General features: G+C 60.0%; 23 protein-coding genes and 1 pseudogene. 13 read left to right on the forward strand and 11 right to left on the reverse strand.

All coding sequences use genetic code 11. The annotated features are described in order from the left end of the window. Positions 1–25: 25 nt before the first annotated feature. The 10 genes and pseudogenes from FJ398_04590 to FJ398_04635 all read right to left on the reverse strand — a co-directional run bounded on the left by FJ398_04590 (position 26) and on the right by FJ398_04635 (position 10221). Positions 26–646, reverse strand: coding sequence for a DUF4202 domain-containing protein (locus FJ398_04590; GenBank protein MBM3837234.1), 621 nt, complete (start codon positions 644–646; stop codon positions 26–28). Further along, positions 647–1267 carry a hypothetical protein gene (locus tag FJ398_04595; GenBank protein ID MBM3837235.1) on the reverse strand — a complete coding sequence of 207 codons (621 nt, stop codon included), beginning with the start codon at positions 1265–1267 and terminating at the stop codon, positions 647–649. It lies immediately after the preceding gene. Positions 1268–1562: 295 nt separating this feature from the next. Beyond that, entirely contained in the window at positions 1563–4391 is a 2829-nt protein-coding gene (locus FJ398_04600) for a carboxypeptidase regulatory-like domain-containing protein (protein ID MBM3837236.1), read from the reverse strand. Positions 4392–4426: 35 nt separating this feature from the next. Then, the gene (locus FJ398_04605) at positions 4427–5884 is read right to left on the reverse strand and encodes a carboxypeptidase regulatory-like domain-containing protein (protein MBM3837237.1); all 1458 of its coding nucleotides are present in this window, start codon (positions 5882–5884) and stop codon (positions 4427–4429) included. After that, a pseudogene (locus FJ398_04610) lies at positions 5857–6434 on the reverse strand (hypothetical protein). Before FJ398_04610 ends, FJ398_04605 begins: the two are co-directional and overlap by 28 nt. Positions 6435–6787: 353 nt before the next feature. Next, on the reverse strand, positions 6788–7099 hold the full coding sequence (locus FJ398_04615) for a hypothetical protein (protein MBM3837238.1): 312 nt from the start codon (positions 7097–7099) through the stop codon (positions 6788–6790). Beyond that, positions 7096–7320 carry a hypothetical protein gene (locus tag FJ398_04620; protein ID MBM3837239.1) on the reverse strand — a complete coding sequence of 75 codons (225 nt, stop codon included), beginning with the start codon at positions 7318–7320 and terminating at the stop codon, positions 7096–7098. The genes FJ398_04615 and FJ398_04620 overlap by 4 nt, the downstream gene beginning before the upstream one ends. Positions 7321–7559: 239 nt before the next feature. After that, on the reverse strand, positions 7560–9068 hold the full coding sequence (locus tag FJ398_04625; GenBank protein MBM3837240.1) for a hypothetical protein: 1509 nt from the start codon (positions 9066–9068) through the stop codon (positions 7560–7562). Positions 9069–9161: 93 nt separating this feature from the next. Continuing rightward, positions 9162–9740, reverse strand: a complete 579-nt coding sequence (locus tag FJ398_04630; protein MBM3837241.1) for an ATP-binding cassette domain-containing protein — start codon at positions 9738–9740, stop codon at positions 9162–9164. A gap of 295 nt (positions 9741–10035) precedes the next feature. Next, positions 10036–10221, reverse strand: a complete 186-nt coding sequence (locus FJ398_04635) for a hypothetical protein (protein ID MBM3837242.1) — start codon at positions 10219–10221, stop codon at positions 10036–10038. Between the two features lie 389 nt (positions 10222–10610). Here FJ398_04635 and FJ398_04640 point away from each other — a divergent pair, with 389 nt between their 5' ends. Continuing rightward, positions 10611–11672 carry a LysR family transcriptional regulator gene (locus FJ398_04640; protein MBM3837243.1) on the forward strand — a complete coding sequence of 354 codons (1062 nt, stop codon included), beginning with the start codon at positions 10611–10613 and terminating at the stop codon, positions 11670–11672. A gap of 1 nt (position 11673) precedes the next feature. On the opposite strand, the gene FJ398_04645 is transcribed toward FJ398_04640, so the two are convergent. Next, positions 11674–12267 carry a hypothetical protein gene (locus FJ398_04645; protein ID MBM3837244.1) on the reverse strand — a complete coding sequence of 198 codons (594 nt, stop codon included), beginning with the start codon at positions 12265–12267 and terminating at the stop codon, positions 11674–11676. Here FJ398_04645 and FJ398_04650 point away from each other — a divergent pair. The 12 genes from FJ398_04650 (at position 12255) to FJ398_04705 (ending at position 23173) form a co-directional block, all read left to right on the forward strand. Next, positions 12255–13013, forward strand: coding sequence for a ThuA domain-containing protein (locus FJ398_04650; protein ID MBM3837245.1), 759 nt, complete (start codon positions 12255–12257; stop codon positions 13011–13013). The genes FJ398_04645 and FJ398_04650 overlap by 13 nt on opposite strands. A 5-nt stretch (positions 13014–13018) precedes the next feature. Further along, complete coding sequence (locus FJ398_04655; protein MBM3837246.1) at positions 13019–14122, forward strand: prepilin-type N-terminal cleavage/methylation domain-containing protein; 1104 nt, start codon at positions 13019–13021, stop codon at positions 14120–14122. Between the two features lie 30 nt (positions 14123–14152). Then, positions 14153–14428 (forward strand): hypothetical protein, encoded by a 276-nt coding sequence (locus tag FJ398_04660; protein ID MBM3837247.1) that lies wholly within the window; start codon positions 14153–14155, stop codon positions 14426–14428. A 224-nt stretch (positions 14429–14652) separates the two neighbouring features. After that, positions 14653–14967 (forward strand): hypothetical protein, encoded by a 315-nt coding sequence (locus FJ398_04665; GenBank protein MBM3837248.1) that lies wholly within the window; start codon positions 14653–14655, stop codon positions 14965–14967. A 262-nt stretch (positions 14968–15229) separates the two neighbouring features. Then, complete coding sequence (locus tag FJ398_04670; protein ID MBM3837249.1) at positions 15230–16225, forward strand: D-glycerate dehydrogenase; 996 nt, start codon at positions 15230–15232, stop codon at positions 16223–16225. A gap of 186 nt (positions 16226–16411) precedes the next feature. Beyond that, complete coding sequence (locus tag FJ398_04675; protein MBM3837250.1) at positions 16412–17722, forward strand: MFS transporter; 1311 nt, start codon at positions 16412–16414, stop codon at positions 17720–17722. After that, positions 17703–18740: a hypothetical protein gene (locus FJ398_04680; protein ID MBM3837251.1), complete on the forward strand. Its 1038-nt coding sequence runs from the start codon at positions 17703–17705 to the stop codon at positions 18738–18740. Before FJ398_04675 ends, FJ398_04680 begins: the two co-directional genes overlap by 20 nt. Continuing rightward, positions 18737–18901: a type II secretion system protein gene (locus FJ398_04685; GenBank protein ID MBM3837252.1), complete on the forward strand. Its 165-nt coding sequence runs from the start codon at positions 18737–18739 to the stop codon at positions 18899–18901. The genes FJ398_04680 and FJ398_04685 overlap by 4 nt, the downstream gene beginning before the upstream one ends. 45 nt (positions 18902–18946) lie before the next feature. Beyond that, a complete protein-coding gene (locus FJ398_04690; GenBank protein ID MBM3837253.1) occupies positions 18947–19282 on the forward strand; it encodes a hypothetical protein in 336 nt (111 codons plus the stop codon). 212 nt (positions 19283–19494) lie between these two features. After that, complete coding sequence (locus FJ398_04695) at positions 19495–20628, forward strand: ATP-binding protein (protein MBM3837254.1); 1134 nt, start codon at positions 19495–19497, stop codon at positions 20626–20628. A gap of 136 nt (positions 20629–20764) precedes the next feature. Further along, the gene (locus FJ398_04700; protein ID MBM3837255.1) at positions 20765–22393 is read left to right on the forward strand and encodes a hypothetical protein; all 1629 of its coding nucleotides are present in this window, start codon (positions 20765–20767) and stop codon (positions 22391–22393) included. A 27-nt stretch (positions 22394–22420) separates the two neighbouring features. Beyond that, complete coding sequence (locus FJ398_04705) at positions 22421–23173, forward strand: hypothetical protein (protein MBM3837256.1); 753 nt, start codon at positions 22421–22423, stop codon at positions 23171–23173. The last annotated feature ends 7 nt before the right edge of the window (positions 23174–23180 follow it).

Raw genomic sequence — 23180 nt, forward strand, 5'->3', positions numbered from 1 at the left:
GTAAAACGTAATTACGCCTTGCGTTTTACGTTCTACGTTCTACGTTTCGCGCCCCAGCCAACGCCCGCTCCAGAAGCGCTTTTTCCTTGGGCCCGAAACTCAGCTTCAACGCCTCTTCCCGCGCTACCTGCGTCATCTTCTTCCACGACTTCTGTAGAGCGTTGATCATTTTGTCTTCGTCCGTCTTTGCGGCGAGGTCCGCGAGTTGATACTGGAGGAAGATCAGGCAGAGCGCGTCTTCCAAAACGCGGCTATCTGGATCATTCGGAAAATTCTTTTTCAGGTTCAGGTCCTGAACGCGGGCAATCACCTCGGCCGGATAACCGACCTCGCGCAAAATCTCACCGGCCTTTTCCGCGTGAAAGGCTTTCAGGTCATTGCGCCATTTCAAATATCCGGCGCGGGTCATCGGATATTGGCTGCGCGGAATCATCCAGCGGCAAAGGTGCTGGCAGCGCGCCGCCAGACGGAGTTCTTCCGAAGCGCCGGGGCACAGTTTCAAGACCCAATCCGTCAGCCTCTGGGCGTAAATCAACTCTCGGGGCTGAGCGACTCCCGCGACCGCTTCCACGTTGGGATCTCTGGCGTTCTCTTCGTCAAAGCGCCGGATCGCGGCTGCGAAACGTTCTGGGGCGTGGTTGATCAATCAGGGAACCCCTCTCCAGGGTCCGGTCACCGAGTCGGCCTGTTCGAGGGTTCCTTCATACTGGAATTCCAGGGAATCGGTCGATCTCGATTTGATGATGATTCGCATGGCGCGATAGTAACGAGCCGACACGTCCTTCGGCAAGGGAACGACCTTTGTTCGGGCGCCAGCCTCGCACTCATCCAGAATTCCATTCTTGTTCGCGTCGCCGATTCCCAGGGAAATCTCATAGCGGTCGGGTATGCCGTTGCGGTTGCAGTCGTCCGGCGGCGGCGGTTCGCATTCATCAGGAATGCCGTTGTGATTGCGATCCGCGGTTTTCAAGCTGGCGATTTCGCAACGATCCGGAACGCCGTTGCGGTTGCAATCTTGAACCAAACCGGCGGCGATTTCAGCCGCATTGGAGATGCCATTGCCGTCGCAGTCACCGGCGGAAGGTAATCCGATCACGAACTCTCGCACGGTCGTGTTCGTTCCGGCGGAGTATTGCGCGAGGATCGCTGCCCGAAACCCATCCAGAGGCCGGACGTGCAAGCTTTTGAACCTCCCCGCGGCATCGACCGTCGCTTCCGTCGCCGGGAAGCGGGTTGCGCCGAGCGAATCCACGAAGGCGTACCACAACGATGTCTGGTCGCCGCCCTCGGTCCAGGCCAGCAGATAAAGCGTCTCTCCCTCCTTGGCCAGCGGCAGAATCTCGCAGTCTGTGGTGAACGCGTCCCGAACCGGGAACGTCGCGCTCGTCCAATTCTCCGTGCTCGTGTCAAAACGCGAGAAAGCCAGGGAACCGTCCGCGTGTTCCTAGGCCAGCACCGCGCGGTTGGCGCTGTCGAACCGGACGGACAAAGCGTCTTCGGCGCGATCAGAGATTCGTTTGGGCGCACTCCACGCATTGCCGTTCCAGGAGATCGACCGTAGTTCACCGGACTCGTTGGAAACGACCACCAGAGCCGCGCCCGCCGTGTGACCGGCCGTGTCGAACGCCTGGATCGGTTGCGCGGGCAGCAATTGGCGCGCGAAGGCTGGCCATGACAGTCATCTGGCCGGTCGCGGGATCGGTGCCAGTGAAGATAAGAAGCGGCCTGGTTTGTTCCGTGAGGTCCAGGGTGCCGGCTTGATAAAAGCGCTCGATGATATTCGTGGAAACGCCAACAAAGTTTTGCTGGGGAACGCTGGCGGCATTGATGACCGAGTAGGTCACGTTGATCGGGGCCAACTCGAAGCTGGGCTCCGAGCCTCGGTCGATGACAAAGCGGTGAATATCAAATTGCCATTCCTTTCCTATCTTGCCCGTCCAAAGATTGACGGCGAGTCGGACGACGGCGCTGAACGCTCCTTCGACTTTGGTGATGAGCGGTCCTTTCCCTAGCAGGTTAATAGTCATCTGAATTCCCTTGTTATCCGGCGCATCGGCCGGGGCACCCGCTTGTAAGAGGGCCGTGCCTTCGACGGTTCCACGACCGAGTGAGAGTTCCAAGCCGGAGGCGAGACGCAGGATCGGGATGAATTCCACTTTGCCTTCCGAGCTGCCGAGCAGACTCCAACGCTGCGGCGGATCCCCTCGGACCTGAGTGGAGCCGGTCGTCGGCTTTGGGAATCGAGTTTCTGCTTGCCCCTTGAAGCGGGCGCCGAACAGAACTTCAAAAACGCCCTTGGCCTTCAATGCTCCCGTCGCGTCTCCGGCGACTAACAGCGGACCCACATATGGAATGAAGCGGAGCACGGGTTTCGCGTTAGCTTTAGCGACCAGTTCTACAGCCCCTGCCGCTTCAACTTGGAAACCGAAACTCGAGATCGTGTTGTTGCCAAGCCAATTCGAGTCCAGTTCGACGAAGGTGCCAAACTCTATGCTGGCTTCGGGCTTCTTCTTTGGTTTGTCGTCATCGCCGTCATCCCTGAGAATGACGGGCCGGTATTCCTTGGTCCGTATCTCCACTTTTTCGGGTTTGCCCAGTCCGGGCTTTATCGACAAGATCGCTTTCTTCTCCTTTCCAACGACTTCAAATTCGGCGGTTGCCTCCTGAAGCTTAAGGCCAAGAAACTTGGGGCCAAGCCTTAACGGGCCAGTTTCTGAAGTTGCCTCACCCAAAGCCAATTCGAGGCCTAGCTCGTACTTGTAAGTCAGATAGGCGTCGGCTTCCGGAGGAACGTTTGCTGGATCCAGGTCGATCCGCCCGTCGAATTTGGGTGAGAACGTGCCAACCTTCAAGAAGCCGTCGCCATAATTCAGATGGACGTCGGCACTAAATTTCCCCGCGTTGGCCGCGCCTCCGATCAGTTCCAGAAGGGAGGCAGCCCATTCGGGCAGGTTCAATCCTTGAAGCGGCTGCTTGTCCGGCGGCAGTTCATAATCTTTCACTGCGACGCCGCCGCTTTCTGTGATGGCGATCAATCTGGGTTTGAAGACGCCACTGGGCAATTCCCACAAGTTGAGTTTGCCTTCAAACCGGTTTTCGCGCCGCGCCAATTGATGCACCACATAGTGAGGCTTGCCGTCTTTCCGGGCCGCGATGATTTCTCCCAGCCAGTTCTGGACGCTCACATAGTTGCGAGGGAGTGGCGGATCGTTGGAGTAATCGGCTTTTTGATCCAAGGCATTGACAAAAGCATTGGTGAAGGCGCGGCGGTCCACGAGCCAGATTTCCACCACCCGATCAGCCACCTCAAATTTCTCCGGCGGCCCGGCTTTTTCGTTGGCCTGAACGAACCCTTCGAGTTCGACAGGAAAAGTGGCTCCGCGCGCCGCGCTTTTCCACGTCATCGTGAGCTGCTCCCGCGCTCCCTCCGGATCGAACCCCTCAGAGTCGCCACTTTTCAGGACTCCCGGCAGGAAAAGCCCGAACCGGTTCATAGTGAACACATCGATCGTGGGCTCCGGCACGCTCTTCAGGTCGAAGTCCGCTATGATTTCGGTCGCTTGTGGAGTGGGCAGCGGATAGCGCTTGCGCTGCGGCACGAAGCCACGCCGGTTCACGTCGAGGTAAACGGTTTGCGGGGAGACCGACGGAAACTCATACATCCCGTCCGACTTCGTCACCCGACTATCGATAGGGTTGCCATAGCGATTGCGCAAGACAACGGCGGCGCCTGGAACCGGACCGCCAGGCCCCGTAATTTTTCCCTTCACCGTGATAATGCGCTCCATGAAAGCCCTGAGCCGGAAGAGCCGCTTCGCATAGTCCACGGATTCGACTTCACCAAAGAGGTGCTTCCATCCGGTCGCCGTCGATCCTGTGACAACTGGAGTGACGTCACAAGGAATGGAATCGCCGCTCTTCGCCGGCCTGCCTCCGAGCAGGAACGTGGCATCAGGGATCTCCAGGCTTGGCTCGGCCATGCTGTAGGCATGAAGCTCCACAGTGTAGGTCCTGGAGCCAACCGGCGCGGCGGTGGGATGGGTGTTATCTGAGAGACCGCCTTCGTATGCATTAAATTCCTTGGATCCGCTGCCGAGACCTGTAAACCAGCCGTCGCCATGACGTTCCCAAATCGTGTAGGCACCCGAAGGAATCCCCGCCGAGCTTCGGTCGAAGAGGAAAACCTGATTGGGCAGGCTCTCCATCTGAAAGTACCTTGGGGTCCCTTCCCCAGCGCTGATATAGCGCGGGTTCTCGCGCCCAAACCACGTCCATCGTCTGACGTTGATTGAGCCCTTCGTGGCCCATTCGGCGATGATATCGAATTGGTTGCCGCAATGCGTGATGCCGGGGAAAAAATAAGCCGGACTGAGCGGATCGACTCCCGGCACGATCCCGGGAGGCTGTCACGGCGCTACCGTGACGGTTACCGGCTTCGCGGCGTAATCCGGGTGATTGAGCGCGATCGTGTAAGTCCCCGGCTTGACATTCCGCAAGAGATAGGTCGGCCCCCTCGTGGCGCGGGCGCGTTGCGTCGCCGTGCCGGTTGCAACCACTTCGGCGCCGACGGCCTCCAAATGGTTGTAGTGAACCGACTGCGCCGATCCGTCGGCGTTAATGCACAAGACACATACTGCCGATGCACGAATAGATCGAGTTGGTACTCGTGTGAAAAATCCAGCCGCACGCCGGCGCCGTGGTGTCCGGGCTCGTAGGTTGAATAGGGGCAAATATCCGGATAGGGCCACGGGCCGGGATACGGCGCCTGGCCTTCGGTCAGGTCGCCGAATTCGATGTTGTGCCCCGTGTATTCGGTCATGGCCGGAATTTGCACACCGAAGATTCCGGGTGGCACCAGCGCGGTGTATCCACCGGCGGCATCCGTATCGATCGTCAACGAGTTGTTCGTGCTCGCCAGCAGCTTGATGCTTTTGTGTTCGACAAATGTGATCCCTTTCTGCGCGATTAGCCGAAATACGCGGCGATCTTCAGGATCGCAATTCGTACTCTCAGGATCCCCCAGTTCATCGGTCGCCCAGAGCCGTCCTCGGACGCGTGCCGGAACCGGTTCGAGGTTGACTCGGATTTGCTCGGTCTTTTCCACCGCCACCTCGGCAAATGTCTCTTTAGGGAAGAATGCCACCTGAAAGGAACTCGGACCGAAGAGCGGCCCCGACCGTGACGGCAAGTCACTAAGCGTGGTCGCGTGCAAGAGATGGATCCAATATCGGCCAGGCAGCAAGTTCGCGAAGGTGGCGCTCGCGGTGTGCCCCGCGGCATCGGCCTGCGCTTCCAGATCACGCTCGATTCCTTCCGTATTTGAGTTGCGGATTCCTTGAAGCCGCACGTTGGCGCCTTTCACCGCGTTCCCAGTCTGGTACGGGGAAGCCACCACGACCTTTACTTTGGTTGGCTTCAACTGCAATTCCAGGGTCTGCGGCTGGAACGTGCCATTGGCGTTCGGCGAAACGAGGCTGGTCACGGCAGCATAGCCCATTCTTCCCGCTTCGATTTTCCAGCGAATGGGCGCGAGCTTCTCGAATTTGTACGTGCCGTCTTCGCCAGTGATGATCGACTGCGGGGGCACCAGCGTCACGGTGTCATCGGTGAAATCGACACCGGTCAGTTTGACCGTGATCCCTTTGAGCGGTCGGTTGGCCTCTTCCTTGACCGGATCATATCCTTTGACCGTGACGCTGAGATCCTGTTTGACAGGACGGAGGAATACCGACCCATAGTGCGATCGGATCAACCGAACCTTGCCGCCGACCGTGACGAAACCAGCATTGGGTGGCGGCGTGTAGGAGAGCGGTTCCCAGCCCGTCCGCGTCACATGGAAGGTGTAGAACCCATCTTTCATCCCGACCAGGGTCGCATCGCCCACGGCTCCGGCAACGGCCTTGAAAACCCGATCCGGCGGCCCGGTGATATTGCCGTCGGGAATCCAATATTCCGCGGTAATTGTGAAAACGCCCGGAAAGATTCACCCACCCGGCGATGGCACAAGTAAGCCCGGACCATTTGCTTCGGCGTGATCTGCCCGACCGGGATGGCGACTCCGACGTAGTTGAGTCCCCTTTGTCGCTGCGGGAAGACACCAACGTGAGCGTGGAGCGTCGGAACGTCAGAGCGGTCGGAAAGTCAGAGCGTGCAGCCGTTTCAACGCTCCCAAGCTCCGACGCTCCCACGCTCTGACACAGCCCCGCAGGAGCCTTCAACAACTGGTAACTCAGCACCTTCTCCGTCTCCGCCAGATACCGATCGAGCGTCCACGATTCGAGCAAGTGTTTCAGCCGCGCTTTCTTGCGGTCGCCGCGATTGCCGTGAGCGATGAACACGCGCACAATCGCGACGATGACTTTCAACAGTTCCTCCGGACGGACCAGCACGCCGAGATTCAGAGAAACTGGATTCAAAGCGGCGAAGGGCCGGATTCACCCGCCCACGAATCAGGAATTCCCCGACAAGAAGGTCTGTCGCCTTTTGGACAGAGCGCGCAAAAGGAACGCGTTCCGTCGCCCGGGCGGCTTTTTGGACTGCGGCGGGAAGCGCAGCGCCACGCCGCTTTGGGTGCTGGATTTGCCGGCGCCCTCAAAAGCGGTGACGCGACTGCGCCTTGCCACCGCAGTCCAAACGGTTCAGGGCCGATGTGGGCGATCGAGGAAGCTCCAGGGTTGGCTTGAAGGAAGATTCGAATGAACCCGCCGACACAGCGAATCGAACACGCCCAGCCTGTACCGCCGCAGGCTCATCCCCCTGCAGCGCCTCCAACAACAAGCGCGCCTGCTCAATAGCGCGTATTCGTTTGCTTCTTCGGCGGCAGCTCGCGGATGAACGCCCAGGAAACTTCGGCCGCCTGACCATTGTCATAGCGCACGGTGAAGCCGATCCGGCACTCTTCATCCAGCACTACCTCGACGGGGACAGCCTTGGGCGAGATTCGATTTGATTTGCGGATCGTCCGTTGCGGCTGAAGGAAGCTCAAACCGTCCTCAAACTCCACGTCGAAAGCGTCTTCCCAGGCGAGGTAGCGGACGCTTTTGATGCGGACCATTTTGGCGGTGCCAAAAGGCTTCTTCAGATTCGTCAGCGATTTCACAATCGACCTTCGCGTTCAAGTTCGGCAATGATTCGTAACAGCTTTCTGTCAGGCTGCCAACCTTCCATTCCTTGCCGCGTCTGGAGATTCAACCGGCCGATCAGCTTGCCGTCGGTGGTTTCGACGTGAACATGGCGCGGCTCGTGATCGCCGATAAACCAGGTGATAATAAAACCGCCACGCCGAACTCGACCCATATCGTGTCCATTGTCCGGTGCCACACCAACCGCGTCAATACGGACGCGTCGCGAGGGGTGCGATTGAAACTGTCGGTCAACAAAGTCTTCTCCCTCTTTTCCCGAAGGGAGGAGAGGGCTGGGGAGAGGAGGTGCGTTGGCTCGCGTCTCCTGTTTCCAAGAATCCCCTCTCTCCCCACTCGTTCCTCGCGGGGAGAGAGAGAAGTCAATCGGAGTCGCTGACCGACAGTTTTAATCGCACCCAGTCGCGAGCAAATACGGCGCTAATAAGTGAACTCCAGTTGCAGCCAGAATTTTTGCATGTCGATCGGCGAGGCAAAGGAAGGAGGCGCCGCGTCTTTGCCGTCGTAAAAGGCGTACTTCGCCAGCGCGGTCCAATGCTTGCCCAACTTCTTGCTGAGCTGCACGTCGAACTCCTGGCCGAAATCGCCGCCGCCGGTGTCGGCATCGAACTTGTGATACACGAAGCGCAGCGGCATTTGCCACGGCAGCGTGTATTGCGCGAAGCCGTAAATGTCCTGCAAGCCTGCCGCAGGCGTATTCAGAAACACATCGGCCCAGCCGTTGAACGCGTGCAACGTCGCCAGCGAGGTCTTGAATCCCTGGCCGTTGTCCGAGCCAAACAATTCGTAGCCGCCGCCGAGCGCAAACTTCTTTACTGTCGCTCCCAACTCCACGTTCCAATACTCCGCGTCGTAAGCGAGCGGACTCTTGCCGTAATCCGTCTGCCAGGCGAACTCGCCGCGATAAGCCAGGTTGACGTTTCCTTCGACGGGCGCCGTGCCTGCGAAGTAGCCGCCGTAAGTCGCCGTCGAATTCCCCAGCGAAGCCGGCGCAGAATTCTCCAAATCGAGCAAATAGGAGTAGCCGACGAAGCGGCCATACTTCCATCCGCTGTATGCGACGTTCATCAGGTGCGAATCGGACTCGAAATCCTGGTTGATGGCCGGCAAGCCGCTTACGTCGCCGAACACCCGATTCACTTCCCACACGTAGCCGTAGTAAGCCGACAGGTCCTTGACGGGCTTCACCTCCAACGACGCGGCGTCGAAGGTTTGCATGTTTTGCCGCCAGCCGACGTCGCCCACGAACCGGTGGTTGTCCAACACGATGCGTTGCCGCCCGCCTTTGAGCGTCAGATTCAAATTGGTCGAAGAATAGCTCAGCCAGGCTTGATTCAATTCCGTGGTTTCGGGATCGGCAATCACGGTTCGGCCCGGCTGGCCGTTGGAACCGGCGGCGTTGTAATTGTCCGAGTCGATCACGCTCAGCACGTTTTCGCCTTCGAGCATGCCCTGAAATCCGTAGAGCGACCCGGTCGTCAAGCCGAAGCGCGTGCGCAGCGTCAACGCGTCGGATTCCTTCAAGTCGGCGGCGCCGGGTCCGTCCTGGTCCGCTTGCTCCCAGCGCAAGCGCGAATTGATGGAGAGCTTGCTCTTGCCGATGGCGTCGGGCAGTTCCGTGCTGAAGAAGCTGTTGAACGTTCCCGTTTCGGCAGGTCTGGCGGACGCGGGAGCTGACGGCTTTGGCTTTGCCGCGGGCGCAGGCGCCGGCGAGGCGGGCTGGCCAGTGCCAGGCAGCGTGTAGGGTTTCTCCTGGGCAAAGACCGAGGCCGTGATCGCCAGTACCACAGCGCTGCCGCAGGTGAATGGGAAGTTCTGCTTTGGTCGGATGGTTTTTTTCATTGTTCTAGACATGAGCTTGGTTTTGACAAAGGCGCCGGACGAAGATTTGACTTGGGTCAACGCTGTTTCAATCTCGGTCGTCCGCACCGTGCACTGCGATCCATAAGGGTTTCCGCGGCTTGCGCAAATCTTCCCATTCAACCCATGTAACGATGTAAAGTTGTAACGCTGTAACGATGGTCAACGATCCGCGCCGGCAGGGGCGAACCGGGACGAGCGTGACACGGCGGATTGGCTAAAGGTTCCATCGAGGGCTTCCGCCTTGGGAGGCCGCCGTTGATTTCCATGGCCCGGTGCCACGCCCGTGCTCGCGGCCGGATCGCGCTTCTTGTCCGCATGCTCCGCAAGGAACGTGATCAGATGCCGGCGGAGCCGATCATAATCCGGGTGTTCCATGACTTGTTTGCGGTCGCGCGGCCGCGGGAATTTCACTTCCAGGATGTCCCCGACCTGATCCACGGCCAGGTAAATGTTTTCGTAAACGTTCAGCCAAGGGAGCAGCGAATAGTTTTGAAAAACAATCCCGCGATCCGGGCCGGGCGCTGTGATCTCCAGATCGTTCAGCGCGATCGTTCCGGCGTCCGGCTTGAGCAAATCCGCAATCAACGAGATGAGCGTGGTCTTCCCGGCGCCGGAGTACCCGACGATGACGACGAACTCGCCCTTTTCGACCGAGAGGTTGATGTCATGGAGAACGCACATGCTCGATCGGTCTTCTCCGTAGTTCTTACTGACTTCGTTAAGTTCCGGAAATGCCATACGATGTCAAGCCTCACACAAAGGGCGCGAAGAGCGCAAAGGTGGATCGGAGATTCGATGTCGGTTTGATCCGGATTCATTGCCCCTCTTGTCTTCTTGGCATTCTTGGCAAGCAACACTTGAAAGGAAGCCGACAGGTGAGCAGACTGGAGCCCTTCCTTCTTTGCGTCCTTCGCGTTCTTTGCGTGAGGCGTTCACCCCGTTCTAAACCTCCTTTCGACCACGCTCATCAATCGGTCGAGGACGAAGCCCACGATGCCGATGGTGAGAATGCAGAGGATGATCCGCGAATAATTCAGCGCGTTGTACTCTTGCCAGAGAACGTCTTGGTGAACGCCTTCGAGAGTCCGAGCATGAAGCCGATCGGCGTGCCCACGAGGAGCGCGATGGCGTAGCCTTTAGCCAGGAGAATCAGCGAATACCACGTGAAACGCAGGATGCCCTGGTCCATCTCGCCGCGTTTTTCAAAGGGTTTGAGCACGTAGTCCTTGCTCTCCGACCACGTCTTGGCCGGCGAGGGCAGTTCCTTCGAGATGGTTTTGCTGGTGAGATGCCAGAGGCCGATCTCTTTCGCTCGGCCTCACGAATTAAGAGGACCTCCCAATTCGTGTTAATTCGTGAAATTCGTGTCGGCTTGATCACGGCCAAGGCTCCGCGGGAGCGTCACCCCACCCAACGCGTCGCTTTGTTTTGGCCAAGCTCAGTTGCCAAGCAAGAGCTTGAAGACAAGGAAGAGATTCAGTCCGAGCAAACGAAGAATCCGATTTTGTAGAACCGGAGCGGATTTCTTTCCAACAACGGTGCGCCCAGGAGCGTCCACACCATGAAACTGTAATCGAAGTAGAGAAAAGCCGTGACGAGCGTGGGCCAATGGCCGACGCTCTTCAGATCGGACAGATTCATCGGGCCGCCGCTGAGCCGCAGGCATGCCAGAGCGTCCAGGCTGGCACGACGACTGCACGGCAATGTTTGGATGAAACGGATGAAAGGCGTTCATACATGAACCAACCGCTCGACAGCCGGCAATTGCGGGCGTTCGTCATTCTGGCCCAGACGGGAAGTTTCACGGACACAGCCAAGAAACTCTTTTTGTCGCAGTCGGCGATCAGCCATTCGATCAAATCCCTGGAGGAGGACGTCGGATGTCGCCTTTTAGACAGGATGGGCAAAAAAGTGGTGCTGACCCAGGCCGGGGAACAGTTGTTCCATCACGCGGAAAAAATATTGCTGGAGATGGGATCCGCCCGCAGCGCGTTGCAGCACCTCGGCAAGTGGGGCAAGGGCCGGCTGCGCCTGGGCGCGAGCAGCACGGCGTGCCAGTACATCCTGCCCAGCGTGCTGCGGGAGTTGAAGCAAAGCTTCCCCGAATCCCACATCACGATCGAGCCCGGCGACACGGACGAATGTGTCGAGCTCCTGCAAAACAACCGCGTGGATCTGGCCGTGGCCCTGGAACCCAAGCAGCGCGCGCTGGTGGAATTCATCCCCCTGTTTACGGACGAAATGGCCTTTCTCACGGCGCCCTTGCATCCCTGGGCGATGGACCATCACGTGACGCGCGGGGAGATTCCCCGCCAGAATTACGTGCTCTACAACAAGAACAGCTACACGTTCCGGTTGATCGAAGAATATTTCCGCGAGGAGGAAATGGTGCTGAACACCGTCATCGAGCTGGGCAGCATGGAAGCGATCAAAGAGCTGGTGAAGCTCGGCCTTGGCATCAGCATTCTCGCGCCGTGGATCGCGCGCCGCGAACTGGAGGAGAAATCGCTGGTCGCGATGCCGCTGGGCCGGCGGAAGCTCAAACGCGACTGGGGCGTGCTGCACCGTTGCGGCAAACGCCTGAGCCTGGCGGAGGAAACTTTCGTCGGCCTGTGCCGCTCCGTGACCGCGGAGTTGAGCACGAACCTTCCTTCCAAGCTGGTGGCCTAGATCAGAGAACAATCAACGCCAGGGCCCACAGGCCGGCCAGCAGGAGGCAGCCAAGGATCGTTTGCCAGAGCGGTTCTTCCGTCCTGGTGGGAGCGTTCCATGATTTCGTGCATTTTCCATTTTGAGTCTTCATACGCCGCCCATTCTGCCATGCAGGGTAGGACAACGGCGGTCCGGCCCCCAAAATTTTTAAGAGACCCGTTGGGCACGAATCCGCGGCATCCATTGCACGAATTTCATCCCTGCCACATACGCTGGTGATCGTCCAGAGTTCAAACGTTTTGGAGTCGAGGCCGAAGACTCGCACTTGCAGCACGCCCGCCGCACCAGCCGGAGCGTCGATAGCCCAATCAAACTGCAACCCAAAATCGCTGCTCTCGCGAAGTGCCAGCGGCTGAGAGAGAATCGCCCGATTGCCTCCTGGTTCCAGGCGTGCGACACGGGTGCCATGGGTTCCTATCGGCAAAACCGGGCGCGGGCCCCCGATGCTGGCCCTTTTGAAAGACCATGAATTCATAGCTGCACTTGCCAAGCTCCAGACATTCCTTAAGCTCTCACCATCACCTGAACTCCAGGCCCACGATGAAACTGTCATTCGTTCTCCTCGGAATCCTCTCCCTCACTCTGACCGCATTCGCCGCTGAAAACCAACCTCCGCTGCGCGTGTTCATCCGCGCCAGCGCCAAGACGCACGGCCCGGGCCAGCACGATTACCCGCGCTTCCTCGAACAATGGAAACAATTGCTGAACGAACGCGGCGCGGTCGCGGACGGCGCGCAGCGCTTTCCTTCCGGCGCCGAACTGGCCAAGTCCGACGTGCTCATTCTCTACGCCGCCGACGGCACCAATATGGCCGCCGAAGAACGCTCACGACTTGAGACCTTCTTCAAGCGCGGGGGCGGGCTGGTGGTTTTACACGATGCCATGTGCGGAACGAACACCACCTGGTTCGCCAATCTGGCGGGCGGCGCCAAGCAGCACGGCGAGATGAACTGGAAAACCGGCCCCATGAAATTTCATTTCGTGGATCGTTCCCACCCGATCGTTCAGGGCGCGTCGGATTTCGAGATGGACGACGAAATTTTCTTCCGGCTCCGAACCGCGCCGGAGATGCACGTCCTGGCGACGAGCGACCGGACCCCCGAGGAAACGATTCCCCAACTCTGGGTGATGGAAAAGACGTTGCCAGAAGGCCGGCCCTATCGCGCGTTTGTTTCGCTGCAAGGGCATAAATACTCCAACTTCGAGAAGCCGGAATACCGTCGGCTGTTGCTGCGCGGCATTGCCTGGGCCGGCAAACGCCCGGCGGATTTGTTCACCGGGACGGCGGCAGGCCAATGAAAGGAATGAACCGCTGGCTCTGCCCCTTGCGTAAATTCGGTCGGGCTGCGCTCCTACGCAGCCGGTCTTCCGTCGCTGCGGCGGCGCAGCAGCACCGCCCTACCATCGATGGGTTCATCGTCCGTGGGCACGGCCGGGAGGCCGTGGACCCCCATGAGCCCGTCTCGCGGACTGCGGCCTTTAGGCCGCTTCAACGCTCGACTCCGGAGAGTGCGCGGAAGCAGCCTGAAGGCTGCGGTCCGCACGGTTTTCGGTTCGTAGGCCGTCAGAGTCATGGTTCTGGCGCGCGAAGCAGCAGCATCGGAAACACTGCCGCGGGATTCACGCTGATCGAACTGCTCGTCGTCATCGCGATCATCGCGTTGCTGGCCGGATTGCTCCTCCCGGCTCTGGCCCGCGCCAAAGCTCACGCCCAGGGTGTGATCTGCGGCGGCAACCTCCGCCAGATGGGGCTATCCTGGCTGATGTACGCCGACGACAACAGCGACCGGATTCCCCCGAACGAGCACGGCGTGCAAGGCACCTGGGTCCGCGGCAGCCTGGATTACGCCGTGCCCGCGCCGGATAACACCAACGTGCTCCATCTCATGAACAGCCATCTCTGGCCGTATCACGCCAATCTGGGCATCTGGCGTTGTCCCTCGGACAAAAGCACCTCCCGGCATGGCGGCAAGGATCTCCCGCGCGTCCGTTCCATCTCGATGAACTCGCATCTCAACTCGCGCAGCAATGCGTGGGACGACCGGGAGGATTATCCGTTCAAGATCTACCGGAAGATCACCGACATGATCCTTCGCGGGCCTTCGGGGATTTTCGTGCTCGTGGACGAGCGGGAAGACCGGATCAACAACGGATACTTCGGAGTGGAGATGTCCGGATTCGAACCGCGCCGGCCGGCCATCTGGAGAATGATCGATTTTCCGGCCAGCTATCACAACGGGAGCGGGAACCTCGTTTTTGCGGACGGACACACCGAACGCAAGCGATGGCTGGACAAGCGCACCGTCCCTCCAGTGCACAAAGGCAAGAATCTGGTTCCCTTCGAATCCGCTCCGTCCAACCCGGACGTGCTCTGGCTCCAGGAACGCGCGACGGAGCCGAAGCGATAAGCGGGTGCTTTGGAACCCTGGAAACTTCCCATGAACCAGATGGTAGGGCGAGCCTGTCCCCAGCGAGCCGAGTCGGACGTGTTCCACGCACGTCGAAGCGGCTCGCCGGGACGGACTCGCCCTACCGGGTTCATGGGCCGAGTGCAGGTCCGAAAGGAACAGGACACCTCTCAGGAACCGGGTAGGGACGGATTCCACTCCGTCCCGAATCAAACCTTGAGGCAGACCGCCGCCCAGGAAGAGACGATGGGCCAACGGAGGCTCCTGGCCTTTCCGTTGACCACCTTTCCCTTGAAGAGACGTTGAGCCAGACGCTCCACGGGCTGCGGCTCGATCCCCAAAACTGCGCCGGCGCGGAATTGGGCACGATGAAATCCGTGCGGGCGAGCCAAACTGTCCGTTCTTCGACCGCCTGGCCCGTCCCCGGTGAAACGCGCAAATCCGCGCTCGCTATCGACGTTTGCCACGAGCGCGCCAGATCGAGGGGCGCCTCGGCATTCTCAGTTTGCAAGGTCGGTTGTTGAATCAATGTGCTGGCGGAGGCCATGTCCAACGGGCCGGTCGTCTGCCAGCGCAGCAGCGCTCCGCTTGATCCCTGCAATTCGGCTGCGGCGTGGTCGAGCCGGGGCTTTTCCGCCGGGTTAGCGCCACTCCATCGCGTCAGAAGCCGGATCACCGACGTCAGGACTTCCCATGAACCAGACGGTAGGGCGAGCCTGTCCCCAGCGAGCCGAGTCGGACGTGTTCCACGCACGTCGAGTGGCTCGCCGGGACGGACTCGCCCTACCGGGTTCATGGACCGTATGCATGGCGCCGTCGCCAAGAGCGCTTGCCATAAGCGGTAGATGGGCCGCGAGGCCTTGGAGTGCGCCAGTCCTCGGGCCCTTTCCATTCGTCGCACCGGGCCAAAAGCGGCAGAGGGCCGCCGCACTCCAAAACGCTGGCGCGTGAAAGTTAGCGCTCCCGGCAAAACCGTTCTCACGATGGCATTTTATGCCCTGAATCGGCACCATTAGGAAGTTGCGATTTGCATGAGCTCGGCCCGCTCCCGATCGAGCCACCATTTTCCTTCTGAACTTCAAGGCCACCGCATAGACTGGCTGACAGATGCTGCCCCGCGTTCTGATTACCGCTGTCACTCCACCGGACCACCTAGCACCTTTGGAAGGGCTCGCAGAGATCGTGATGGGGCCAAGCGACGGTTCGCTGGTACCCCGCTCAACCATCTTGCAACGCGCCTCCGAGTGGGTTGGGATTATCAATCACGGCGATGTGATCGTGGACGAGGCTTTGCTCGCGGCCGCGCCCCGGCTGAAGATCGTGGCCAACATGGCCGCGGGCTTCAACAACCTCCATCTCGAAGCGATGGCGCGCCACGGCGTCTGGGCGACGAACGCTCCCGATCCCTTCGTGGAAACTACCGCCGACACCACGATCGGGCTGCTGCTGGCGGTGGCGCGGCGAATTTGCGAGGGGCACCAGTACGTTCAGTCAGGCCAATGGGCCAAAGATGGCTTCAATCCCGTGCGTTGGGACGGTCTGCGCCTGCACAGCAGTGTGCTGGGAATCATCGGTTATGGCCGGATTGGCCGCGCGGTGGCGCGCCGCGCGGAAGCCTTCGGGATGAAGATTCTCATGCACGCGCCGCGCCGCCGTGGTGAGCCGAATTTTTGCGAACTGGATGAACTGCTGGCTCGCGCGGAAGTAGTCAGCCTGCACGTCCCATTGACGGAACAGACCCGTCACTTGCTCAACGCCGACAATTTGCCGCGGATGAAACCCGGCGCGATCCTCCTTAATGTGTCGCGCGGTCCCGTGATCGAAGAAGCGGCTTTGTGTCGCGCCGTGGCCAGCGGGCTTCTCGGTGGCGCCGGTCTGGACGTGATGGAATTCGAGCCGAAGGCGCCGGCAGAGCTCCTGGGACGGAGCAATGTCGTGCTGACTCCCCACCTGGGCGGATCGTCCGTAGAAGGCCGGCGCGAGGCTCGCTTGCTGTGCGCCCGCGACGTGGCGCTCGTGCTCTCGGGCCAGGAACCAGAGCGGGCGTTGAATCGGCCTGATTCTCATATCGCTCGAAAGCGGGTCGAGCCGCGGGACTCTTGAAATTCAAAATCCGAAATCCGAAACAAATCGAAATGAGCAAAGGTTGAAACTCGAAACGGAAGCCGCCTGCAATGCCTCATTAACTGAGGGGATACAGCCGCCTGTGCCTCGGTTTTGGCATTGTCCTTTTCCGTAATCGGAATTTGTTTCGGATTTCGGATTCTCGCGCGCTCTGTGCCCGCAAAAATGAAGGCGACAACCAATCTGGATTCCGCATCGGTCGGATCGCAAACGCGTCCGACGCGCGTGCGTTACCGGGTCGTCGGGTTGACGGTGCTGCTGGCCATGGTCACGTATCTGGACCGTGTCTGCATCTCGAAGCTGGCGCCGGAGATTATGCGCGATCTGGGGTTGTCCATGATTCAGATGAGTTATGTGTTCAGCGCTTTCGCGCTGGCTTACGCGCTCTTCGAAATCCCGACCGCATGGTGGGCGGACCGCTTTGGCACTCGCGCAGTGTTGACCCGCATTGTCGTCTGGTGGTCCGCGTTCACGATCGCGACGGCGGGCGCGTTCAACTATGGCACGATGTTGGTGACGCGTTTCCTGTTTGGCGCAGGTGAAGCTGGCGCGTGGCCGTGCGTGGCGCGGACTTTCTCGCGGTGGATCCCGCGCAGCGAGCGCGGAACGATCCAGGGGATTTTCTTTGCCGGCGCGCATCTCGCGGGCGGAGTGACGCCGCTCGTGGTCGTGGCGCTGATGCCTTACATGCATTGGCGGATGATCTTTGTCTTGTTCGGGGCGCTCGGCTTCGTCTGGGCCGCGGCCTGGTATGTCTGGTTCCGCGACGATCCCTCGCAGCACAAGGCCGTGAACGGAGCGGAACTCGAACGCATCACCGCCGAACGGCCTGCCGATGCGACGCACGAGGTCGGTTGGGAATATTGGCGGCGGCTTTTCCGCAACCGCAACGTGATCGCGCTTTGCATCATGTACGTCCCGAACAGCTCGATGTTCTACTTCTGCATCACGTGGCTGCCGACCTACTTGAAAGAACGGCACGGTTTCGACGCTGCGCTGCTCGGATTCCTGTCCGGACTGCCTTTGCTCTTGAGCGTGGTGAGCGATCTATTCGGAGGCGTGGTGACCGACCGCGTGGCGGCGCGATACGGATTGCGCGCGGGGCGCTGCCTGGTAGGCGGCGTGGCGTATGTCATTGCGGCGGTTTCTTTGATCGTCGCCGCGGCCTCTCCGGTTCCTGTCCTCGCGGCAGTGCTCATCTCGGTCGCCACGGCAGCGTGTATGTTTACGCTGGGGGCGGCGTGGGGCACGTGCATCGAAGTCGGCCGCGACCACGCGGGCGTCGTCAGCGCCGCGATGAACACAGCGGGACAACTCGGCAGTCTGATTTGTCCGCTGGTGGTCGGTTACGCGGTGCAGTGGTTTGAGAGTTGGAACTTGCCGCTTTACCTCATGGGATTGCTCTTTCTCATCGGCACGTTCTGCTGGCTGATCATTGATCCGCGAGAGCCAGTCTTTGCCGAAAAGGCGGAATGAACAAGTTTTCGCGGGCTTGCTCGCGGGAGTTTTGCTGTGGGGCGGTTACTGTGCCTACCGCGCCCACACGAATCTGGTGACGCTCAGGGTGCGCAACATGGACGTCCGTTGGGTGATCTCCAAACTCGAATGGCAGACCTGGGAGCGGATCGTCGTGAACAAGAACGTCCATGGATCCGTCACGCTGAACGTGCGCAACGTTCCGCTCGAAGAAGTCCTCAATATCATCGGCCTCCAGACCAGCGCGCGTTGGACGGCTTTGTATCCGATTTACTCGACGCGGAGATCGGCGCGCACGTTCGAGAAAGTGGTTCAAGGAGACCTTTCTCCGGCGGGGACCGGCTGGCTCAATCTTCAGAAGACTCCGCTTTGGCAGTTGGGTGGCATGACCGGGTTCGCGAACCTTTTGCGCGCGGAGAACAAGCTCGTTTCCGCGCAGATTCAGGACAAAGACCTGGACTTCGCGGTGCTCGCGCTCTCGCGTTTCTCGCGGGCGCAAGTGGTTGCGGAGGACGGCACGAAAGGGACGATCAATTTGAAACTCGAACAAGTGCCATTCAGAATGGCCGTGGCTCGAGTTGCCAAACAGGTCCGTCGCAAATGGGACGAATTCTACACGATCCAGCCGCTTCAGAGCGTGGCCGTGGTCCGGCAGGAAGCCCCAGGCGGAGAAGACAAGGCCACGCAAGCCCAACCGGCACCTTCCATTCCGGCGGAATTCGTCTGCGAACCGGCCACCAAGTCGCCTGAACAGGCGTTGGAGGCTTTCCTCGCCACAATGTCTCCCGAAGAACGGCAGAAAACTCAGGAGCAGATCGCAACTCTGGCCCAGATCAATTCGTTGCCGCCCGCCGAGCGCCAGCAACGGATGCAGGAAATGGTCTCCCAAGCCAAGCAAGCGTCGCAGCAGGACACGATGCAACGCATTCAGAATCGGCTGAAGAACGGAACGGTTGAGCAGCGCGTGGCGCGCGACCGTCGCCAGCTTGAGAAGGACCGGCGCGGCGAAAAGCCATGATCCCACGCTCATCCAGACGGCGATCCGGGGTGGCGTTCACGTTGATCGAACTCCTCGTCGTCATCGGGATCATCGGCATCTTGATGGGGCTGTTGATGCCGGCCTTGAGCCGCGCGAAAGGCAAAGCGCTGGACACAAAATGCATCGGCAACCTCCGGTAACTGGGCATCGCGCTGACAATCTACGCGGAGGATTACGGCGGGAAATTGCCCTTTGCCGAACGCCGCCCGACGACTCCGATCGAGCCGACGAATGTGTTGCCGCGAATCGTGGACGTGCTCTCCAATAATCTGGGCGGTGTGCTGGCGGTTTTTCGTTGCCCCAAGGACCGGGACGGCTGGTTTGAAAAGGAAGGTTCAAGCTACGAATGGAACTATGCCGCCAATGGCAAGCCCATTGTCCTGCCGGGCGTGATATCAGGCATCGAAATGACGGCGGAGAAAGCGCGATTGATGTACGATTACGAGAACTTCCATCCGGGCGGCACGAACGGGACGAAGAACGTTCTTTACGGCGACGGCCACGTCGCGCCGATCCGGTGAGCCATGAGCGTTCCGGGGGCAGTGTAGGGGTGCCATACTCCAAACCGATACGGCCCGCTGAGTTTGACAGATCTCGGTTTTGGGGGTGATTCTTTGCGGCACAGGGAAAGGGAAGATCGCCATGTACGAAATCGGCTTTTCAACAGCCGCACTTGTCGTCCGAGAAAATCCTCGATTTACTTTTAGCCGTCTAAACGTAAAGTGTGCCTGCCATGATTGCTCGCCCGCTCTGGATGGAACGGCTCGTGTTGGCGTGGAAGCAGGCCTCCGTCGTCTGGCTCACCGGACCGCGGCGCGTGGGCAAAACGGTGTTGGCGCAAAGCATCCCGGACTCGGAATTCCTCAACTGTGATCTGCCCAGCGTGGCGGAACGTTTGCGGGATCCGGAGAGTTTCTACCGGGCGGTCCGAAAGCCGGTCGTGATCTTCGACGAGGTGCATCAGCTTCCTGACCCAAGCCGGTTGTTGAAGATTGGCGCTGACGAATTTCCCCGGTTGAGAATCCTGGCCACTGGTTCTTCCACGCTCGCGGCCACGCAAAAGTTCCGAGACAGTCTGACAGGCCGCAAGCGAATGGTACAGCTCGTGCCGGTGCTGCATGAAGAGTTGATGGCGTTCGGGGTGGCGGACACACGCGAGCGGTTGCTGCGCGGAGGATTGCCGCCTGCGTTACTGTCGGAGGAACGGAATGCCGAATTCTATGCCGAGTGGCAAGATTCCTACTTCGCGCGGGATGTTCAGGAGCTGTTCCGGCTGGAGAAGCGGGCTGGATTTCTGCGCGTGTTGGAATTGCTCTTACGCCAAAGCGGCGGGATGCTGGACGTGACGAAGCTCGCGGCCGAAAGCCAGATCAGCCGGCCGACGGTGACGTACTGGCTGGAGGTTTATCAAATCACTCACGTTGCGCACCTGGTGCGTCCGTTCTCAGCCGGCGGGCGGCGCGAGATCGTCGCGCAGCCAAAAGTGTTTGGCTTCGACACCGGGTTAGTGTGCCACGCGCGGGGGTGGGATCAATTGCGGTCGGAGGATTGCGGTGCTCTCTGGGAGCATCTCGTGCTGGACTCTCTCATTGCCGCGGGCGTGCCAAAGATTCACTTCTGGCGCGACAAACAACAGCGCGAAGTGGATTTCGTTGTGCCGCGTGGACGCGATGCCATCGACGTGATCGAGTGCAAGTGGCAGCCGGAGGCGTTCGAGACGCGCGGCTTGGCAGTGTTTCGGGAACACTATCCCAAGGGGAGGAACTTCGTGGTCAGCCCACGGAGTGGTCCTGGGTATGAACGAGTTCAGGCCGGGCTGAAGATTTCGGTCGTCTCGCCTTCAGAATTGCGGCGGGCGCTGGTTTGACGCGGCGAGGATAGGCTCATTCCCTCAAATTCCAGGCTTGAGTCCTGGGGCCAATGAAGCATTATCCAGGGTGAGATGCAATTCGTGGATCAGAGCGTGGACGTTGCATAGAACTCACTCCGAAACTCCCGGGATTATGAAACTTATGAAGAGGATCGCCCTGGCCTGGACCACCGTCTTTGTGTCGCTCCAGGCGCTCGGCCAAGGCACAGTCATTTTGAACAACCGATTGCCCGGCACATTCGACGCCCGGGTCGTCCTTGCGGACGGCACCGGCGCGGGTGCCGGATGGTCCGCCCAGCTTTACGTGCAGAAGGCGGGAGCGTGGCAAGCGGCTCCGCCGCCCACAACCTTCCAAACTGGCCCCGCGAGCGGCTACGTGAATTCAATCACCGTTTCCGTTCCCGGTGTTCCCGGTGGCGCCCAGGCCACGTTGCTCATCCGCGCCTACAACGGCGCGACTTTTGAAACCTCGGCGCTGCGGCTCGAATCCAATCCGTTCACGGTCGTGTTGGGGGGCGGGCTTCTCCCGCCGCCCAATCTCGTCGGCCTGAGCAAATTCACCGAGGTCAGCGCGCGTGACGCGCCGGCATTCGTCACGGCGATGTTGCCGAGCGGCGGTTACGCGCCCGGCGCCACGCTGATCGTCACCTTGAAAGCTTCACCCAGCGCCGGAACCAGTGTCTATGCAATCGAGGATCGGCCCCCCGCGAACTGGGCCGTGAGCAAAGTGAGCGACGAAGGCAAGTTTGATGCGAACACGGGGAAGGTGAAGTTCGGGCCGTTCTTCGACGGCAATCCGCGGACTTTGACCTACACCGTGACGCCGCCCCCGCGCGAGACGGGTGAAAAAGAGTTTGCCGGCAGCGCGTCCGCCGACGGCGTGAGCGCCCCGATCGGTGGAGACCGGAAAATCGAGTTGATCAAACTCCATCCGGCCGACAACAGCCCGCCGGATTCCCGAATCACCATCAACGAAGCGACCGCGTACGGCGCGGCGTGGCGGAAAGGCGCGACGTGGGTCAGCGGGCCGAATCCCATCCCGATCGATTACGTCACGCGAGCCGGAACGCTGTGGAAGAATGGAGAAACTTACGCGATCAATCCGAAGGTGAGCGGCCCGCCGCTTTGGTGGGTGAATACGACGAGCGGGAACTTGAGAGGCCTCGGGCTCCAGAACTACGTCTCGCGCATTGCCAGGCCGGATACGGCCACGAGTACTGCGCCGTCGCGGTTCGTGCCTGGGGAGAACTTCAAAGTGCAATTGTCTGTGAAACCGATGCCTGGGGTTTCCGTTTACGCCGTGGAGGATCGTGTTCCACCGGGAGTCCGCGTCACGGCGATCAGCGGCGCCGGAGAATTCGATTCGGTTAACCGCCGGGTCAAGTGGGGGCCGTTCTTCGATAGCAACCCGCGGGAGATGAGTTATGAGATTGCCACGGATCCAGGAACGCCAGACGTGTTGACGCTGGGTGGAGTCGTGTCGTTCGACGGCGTGAACCTTCCGACCGCCGGACCACGGCAATCCCACGCCACCAGCCGGCTGGGAATTTTGCCGCGTCTGCCAGGCGGCGAATTCCAGATCAGTGTGAACGGACGGCAATACGAGAAGTACCACATTGAGGTTTCGACCAATCTTGAAGATTGGCAGCCGCTGACGACTGCCCTGAACCAGAACGGCATCGTGGTGTTTGCGGATCCGGAAGCAGGACGCGCCCTACTGCGCTTTTATCGCGCGGTCGGGCATGGCTCTGATCCGCAGTGAGGCCGCAGCGTCTTACTCACCCTGATTATGCAAACTCTGAATCGAACCCATTTCTTTTGCTTTGGTCTCGCTCTTCTCGCCGCGTACGGCTTTGCCGCCAACGTACGCGGAGCCGGGTTATCGAACGTGGCGCGGCCCACCATCACGCGGCAACCAGCCGGCCAAACGGTCCTGGAAGGAACCAACGTCACGTTCATCGTGACCGCCTCCGGGACGCAGCCGATCCGGTATCAATGGCGCTACAACGGGAACAACATCACCGGCGCGACCAGCGCCAGTTACTCGATCAGCCGTGTGCAATCCAGTCAGACGGGCAATTACAGCGTCGTGGTGAGCAACGCGGGCAGGTCTGTGACCAGCCAAAATGCGTCGCTGACGGTGCTGCAGCCGGTGGCTTTCAGGGTGGTCCAGAGTTTTGGGGGGCGCGGCACAGCCAACGGGCTTTTTGAGTATCCGCAAGGCATGGGCCTGGCGGGCAATGGCGAATTGCACGTCGTTGATGATACGAACCGGCGCGTCCAGGTTTTTGACCGCGAGACCTGCGCGTACAAGCGCCAGTACGCGGATGGGCTTTACTACCCCAACGACGTGGCGATTGACAGGGCGGGAAACGCGTACGTTTCGGAGTACGGGGCCAGCATTTACGCCTACGCCGCGGACGGGAAAGCGGTGCGCAATTTCTCGACCGAACCTTCCGGTGCGAGGCCGTTCCCTGGCGGCATCTCCATTGATCCCACCAGCGGGAACCTGGTCGTGGCGGGCGCGCCGACCGAGACTTGACGAATCT

Source organism: Verrucomicrobiota bacterium (assembly GCA_016871535.1).
Classification (GTDB): Bacteria; Verrucomicrobiota; Verrucomicrobiia; order Limisphaerales; family SIBE01; genus VHCZ01.

Coding starts and splice junctions, on each gene's coding strand:
- FJ398_04630 (MBM3837241.1), bottom strand. CDS start 9,740: ATGGCATTTCCGGAACTTAACGAAGTCAGTAAGAACTACGGAGAAGAC.
- FJ398_04640 (MBM3837243.1), top strand. CDS start 10,611: ATGGCCGACGCTCTTCAGATCGGACAGATTCATCGGGCCGCCGCTGAG.
- FJ398_04650 (MBM3837245.1), top strand. CDS start 12,255: ATGAAACTGTCATTCGTTCTCCTCGGAATCCTCTCCCTCACTCTGACC.
- FJ398_04645 (MBM3837244.1), bottom strand. CDS start 12,267: ATGACAGTTTCATCGTGGGCCTGGAGTTCAGGTGATGGTGAGAGCTTA.
- FJ398_04655 (MBM3837246.1), top strand. CDS start 13,019: ATGAACCGCTGGCTCTGCCCCTTGCGTAAATTCGGTCGGGCTGCGCTC.
- FJ398_04660 (MBM3837247.1), top strand. CDS start 14,153: ATGAACCAGATGGTAGGGCGAGCCTGTCCCCAGCGAGCCGAGTCGGAC.
- FJ398_04670 (MBM3837249.1), top strand. CDS start 15,230: ATGCTGCCCCGCGTTCTGATTACCGCTGTCACTCCACCGGACCACCTA.
- FJ398_04675 (MBM3837250.1), top strand. CDS start 16,412: ATGAAGGCGACAACCAATCTGGATTCCGCATCGGTCGGATCGCAAACG.
- FJ398_04685 (MBM3837252.1), top strand. CDS start 18,737: ATGATCCCACGCTCATCCAGACGGCGATCCGGGGTGGCGTTCACGTTG.
- FJ398_04695 (MBM3837254.1), top strand. CDS start 19,495: ATGATTGCTCGCCCGCTCTGGATGGAACGGCTCGTGTTGGCGTGGAAG.
- FJ398_04700 (MBM3837255.1), top strand. CDS start 20,765: ATGAAACTTATGAAGAGGATCGCCCTGGCCTGGACCACCGTCTTTGTG.
- FJ398_04705 (MBM3837256.1), top strand. CDS start 22,421: ATGCAAACTCTGAATCGAACCCATTTCTTTTGCTTTGGTCTCGCTCTT.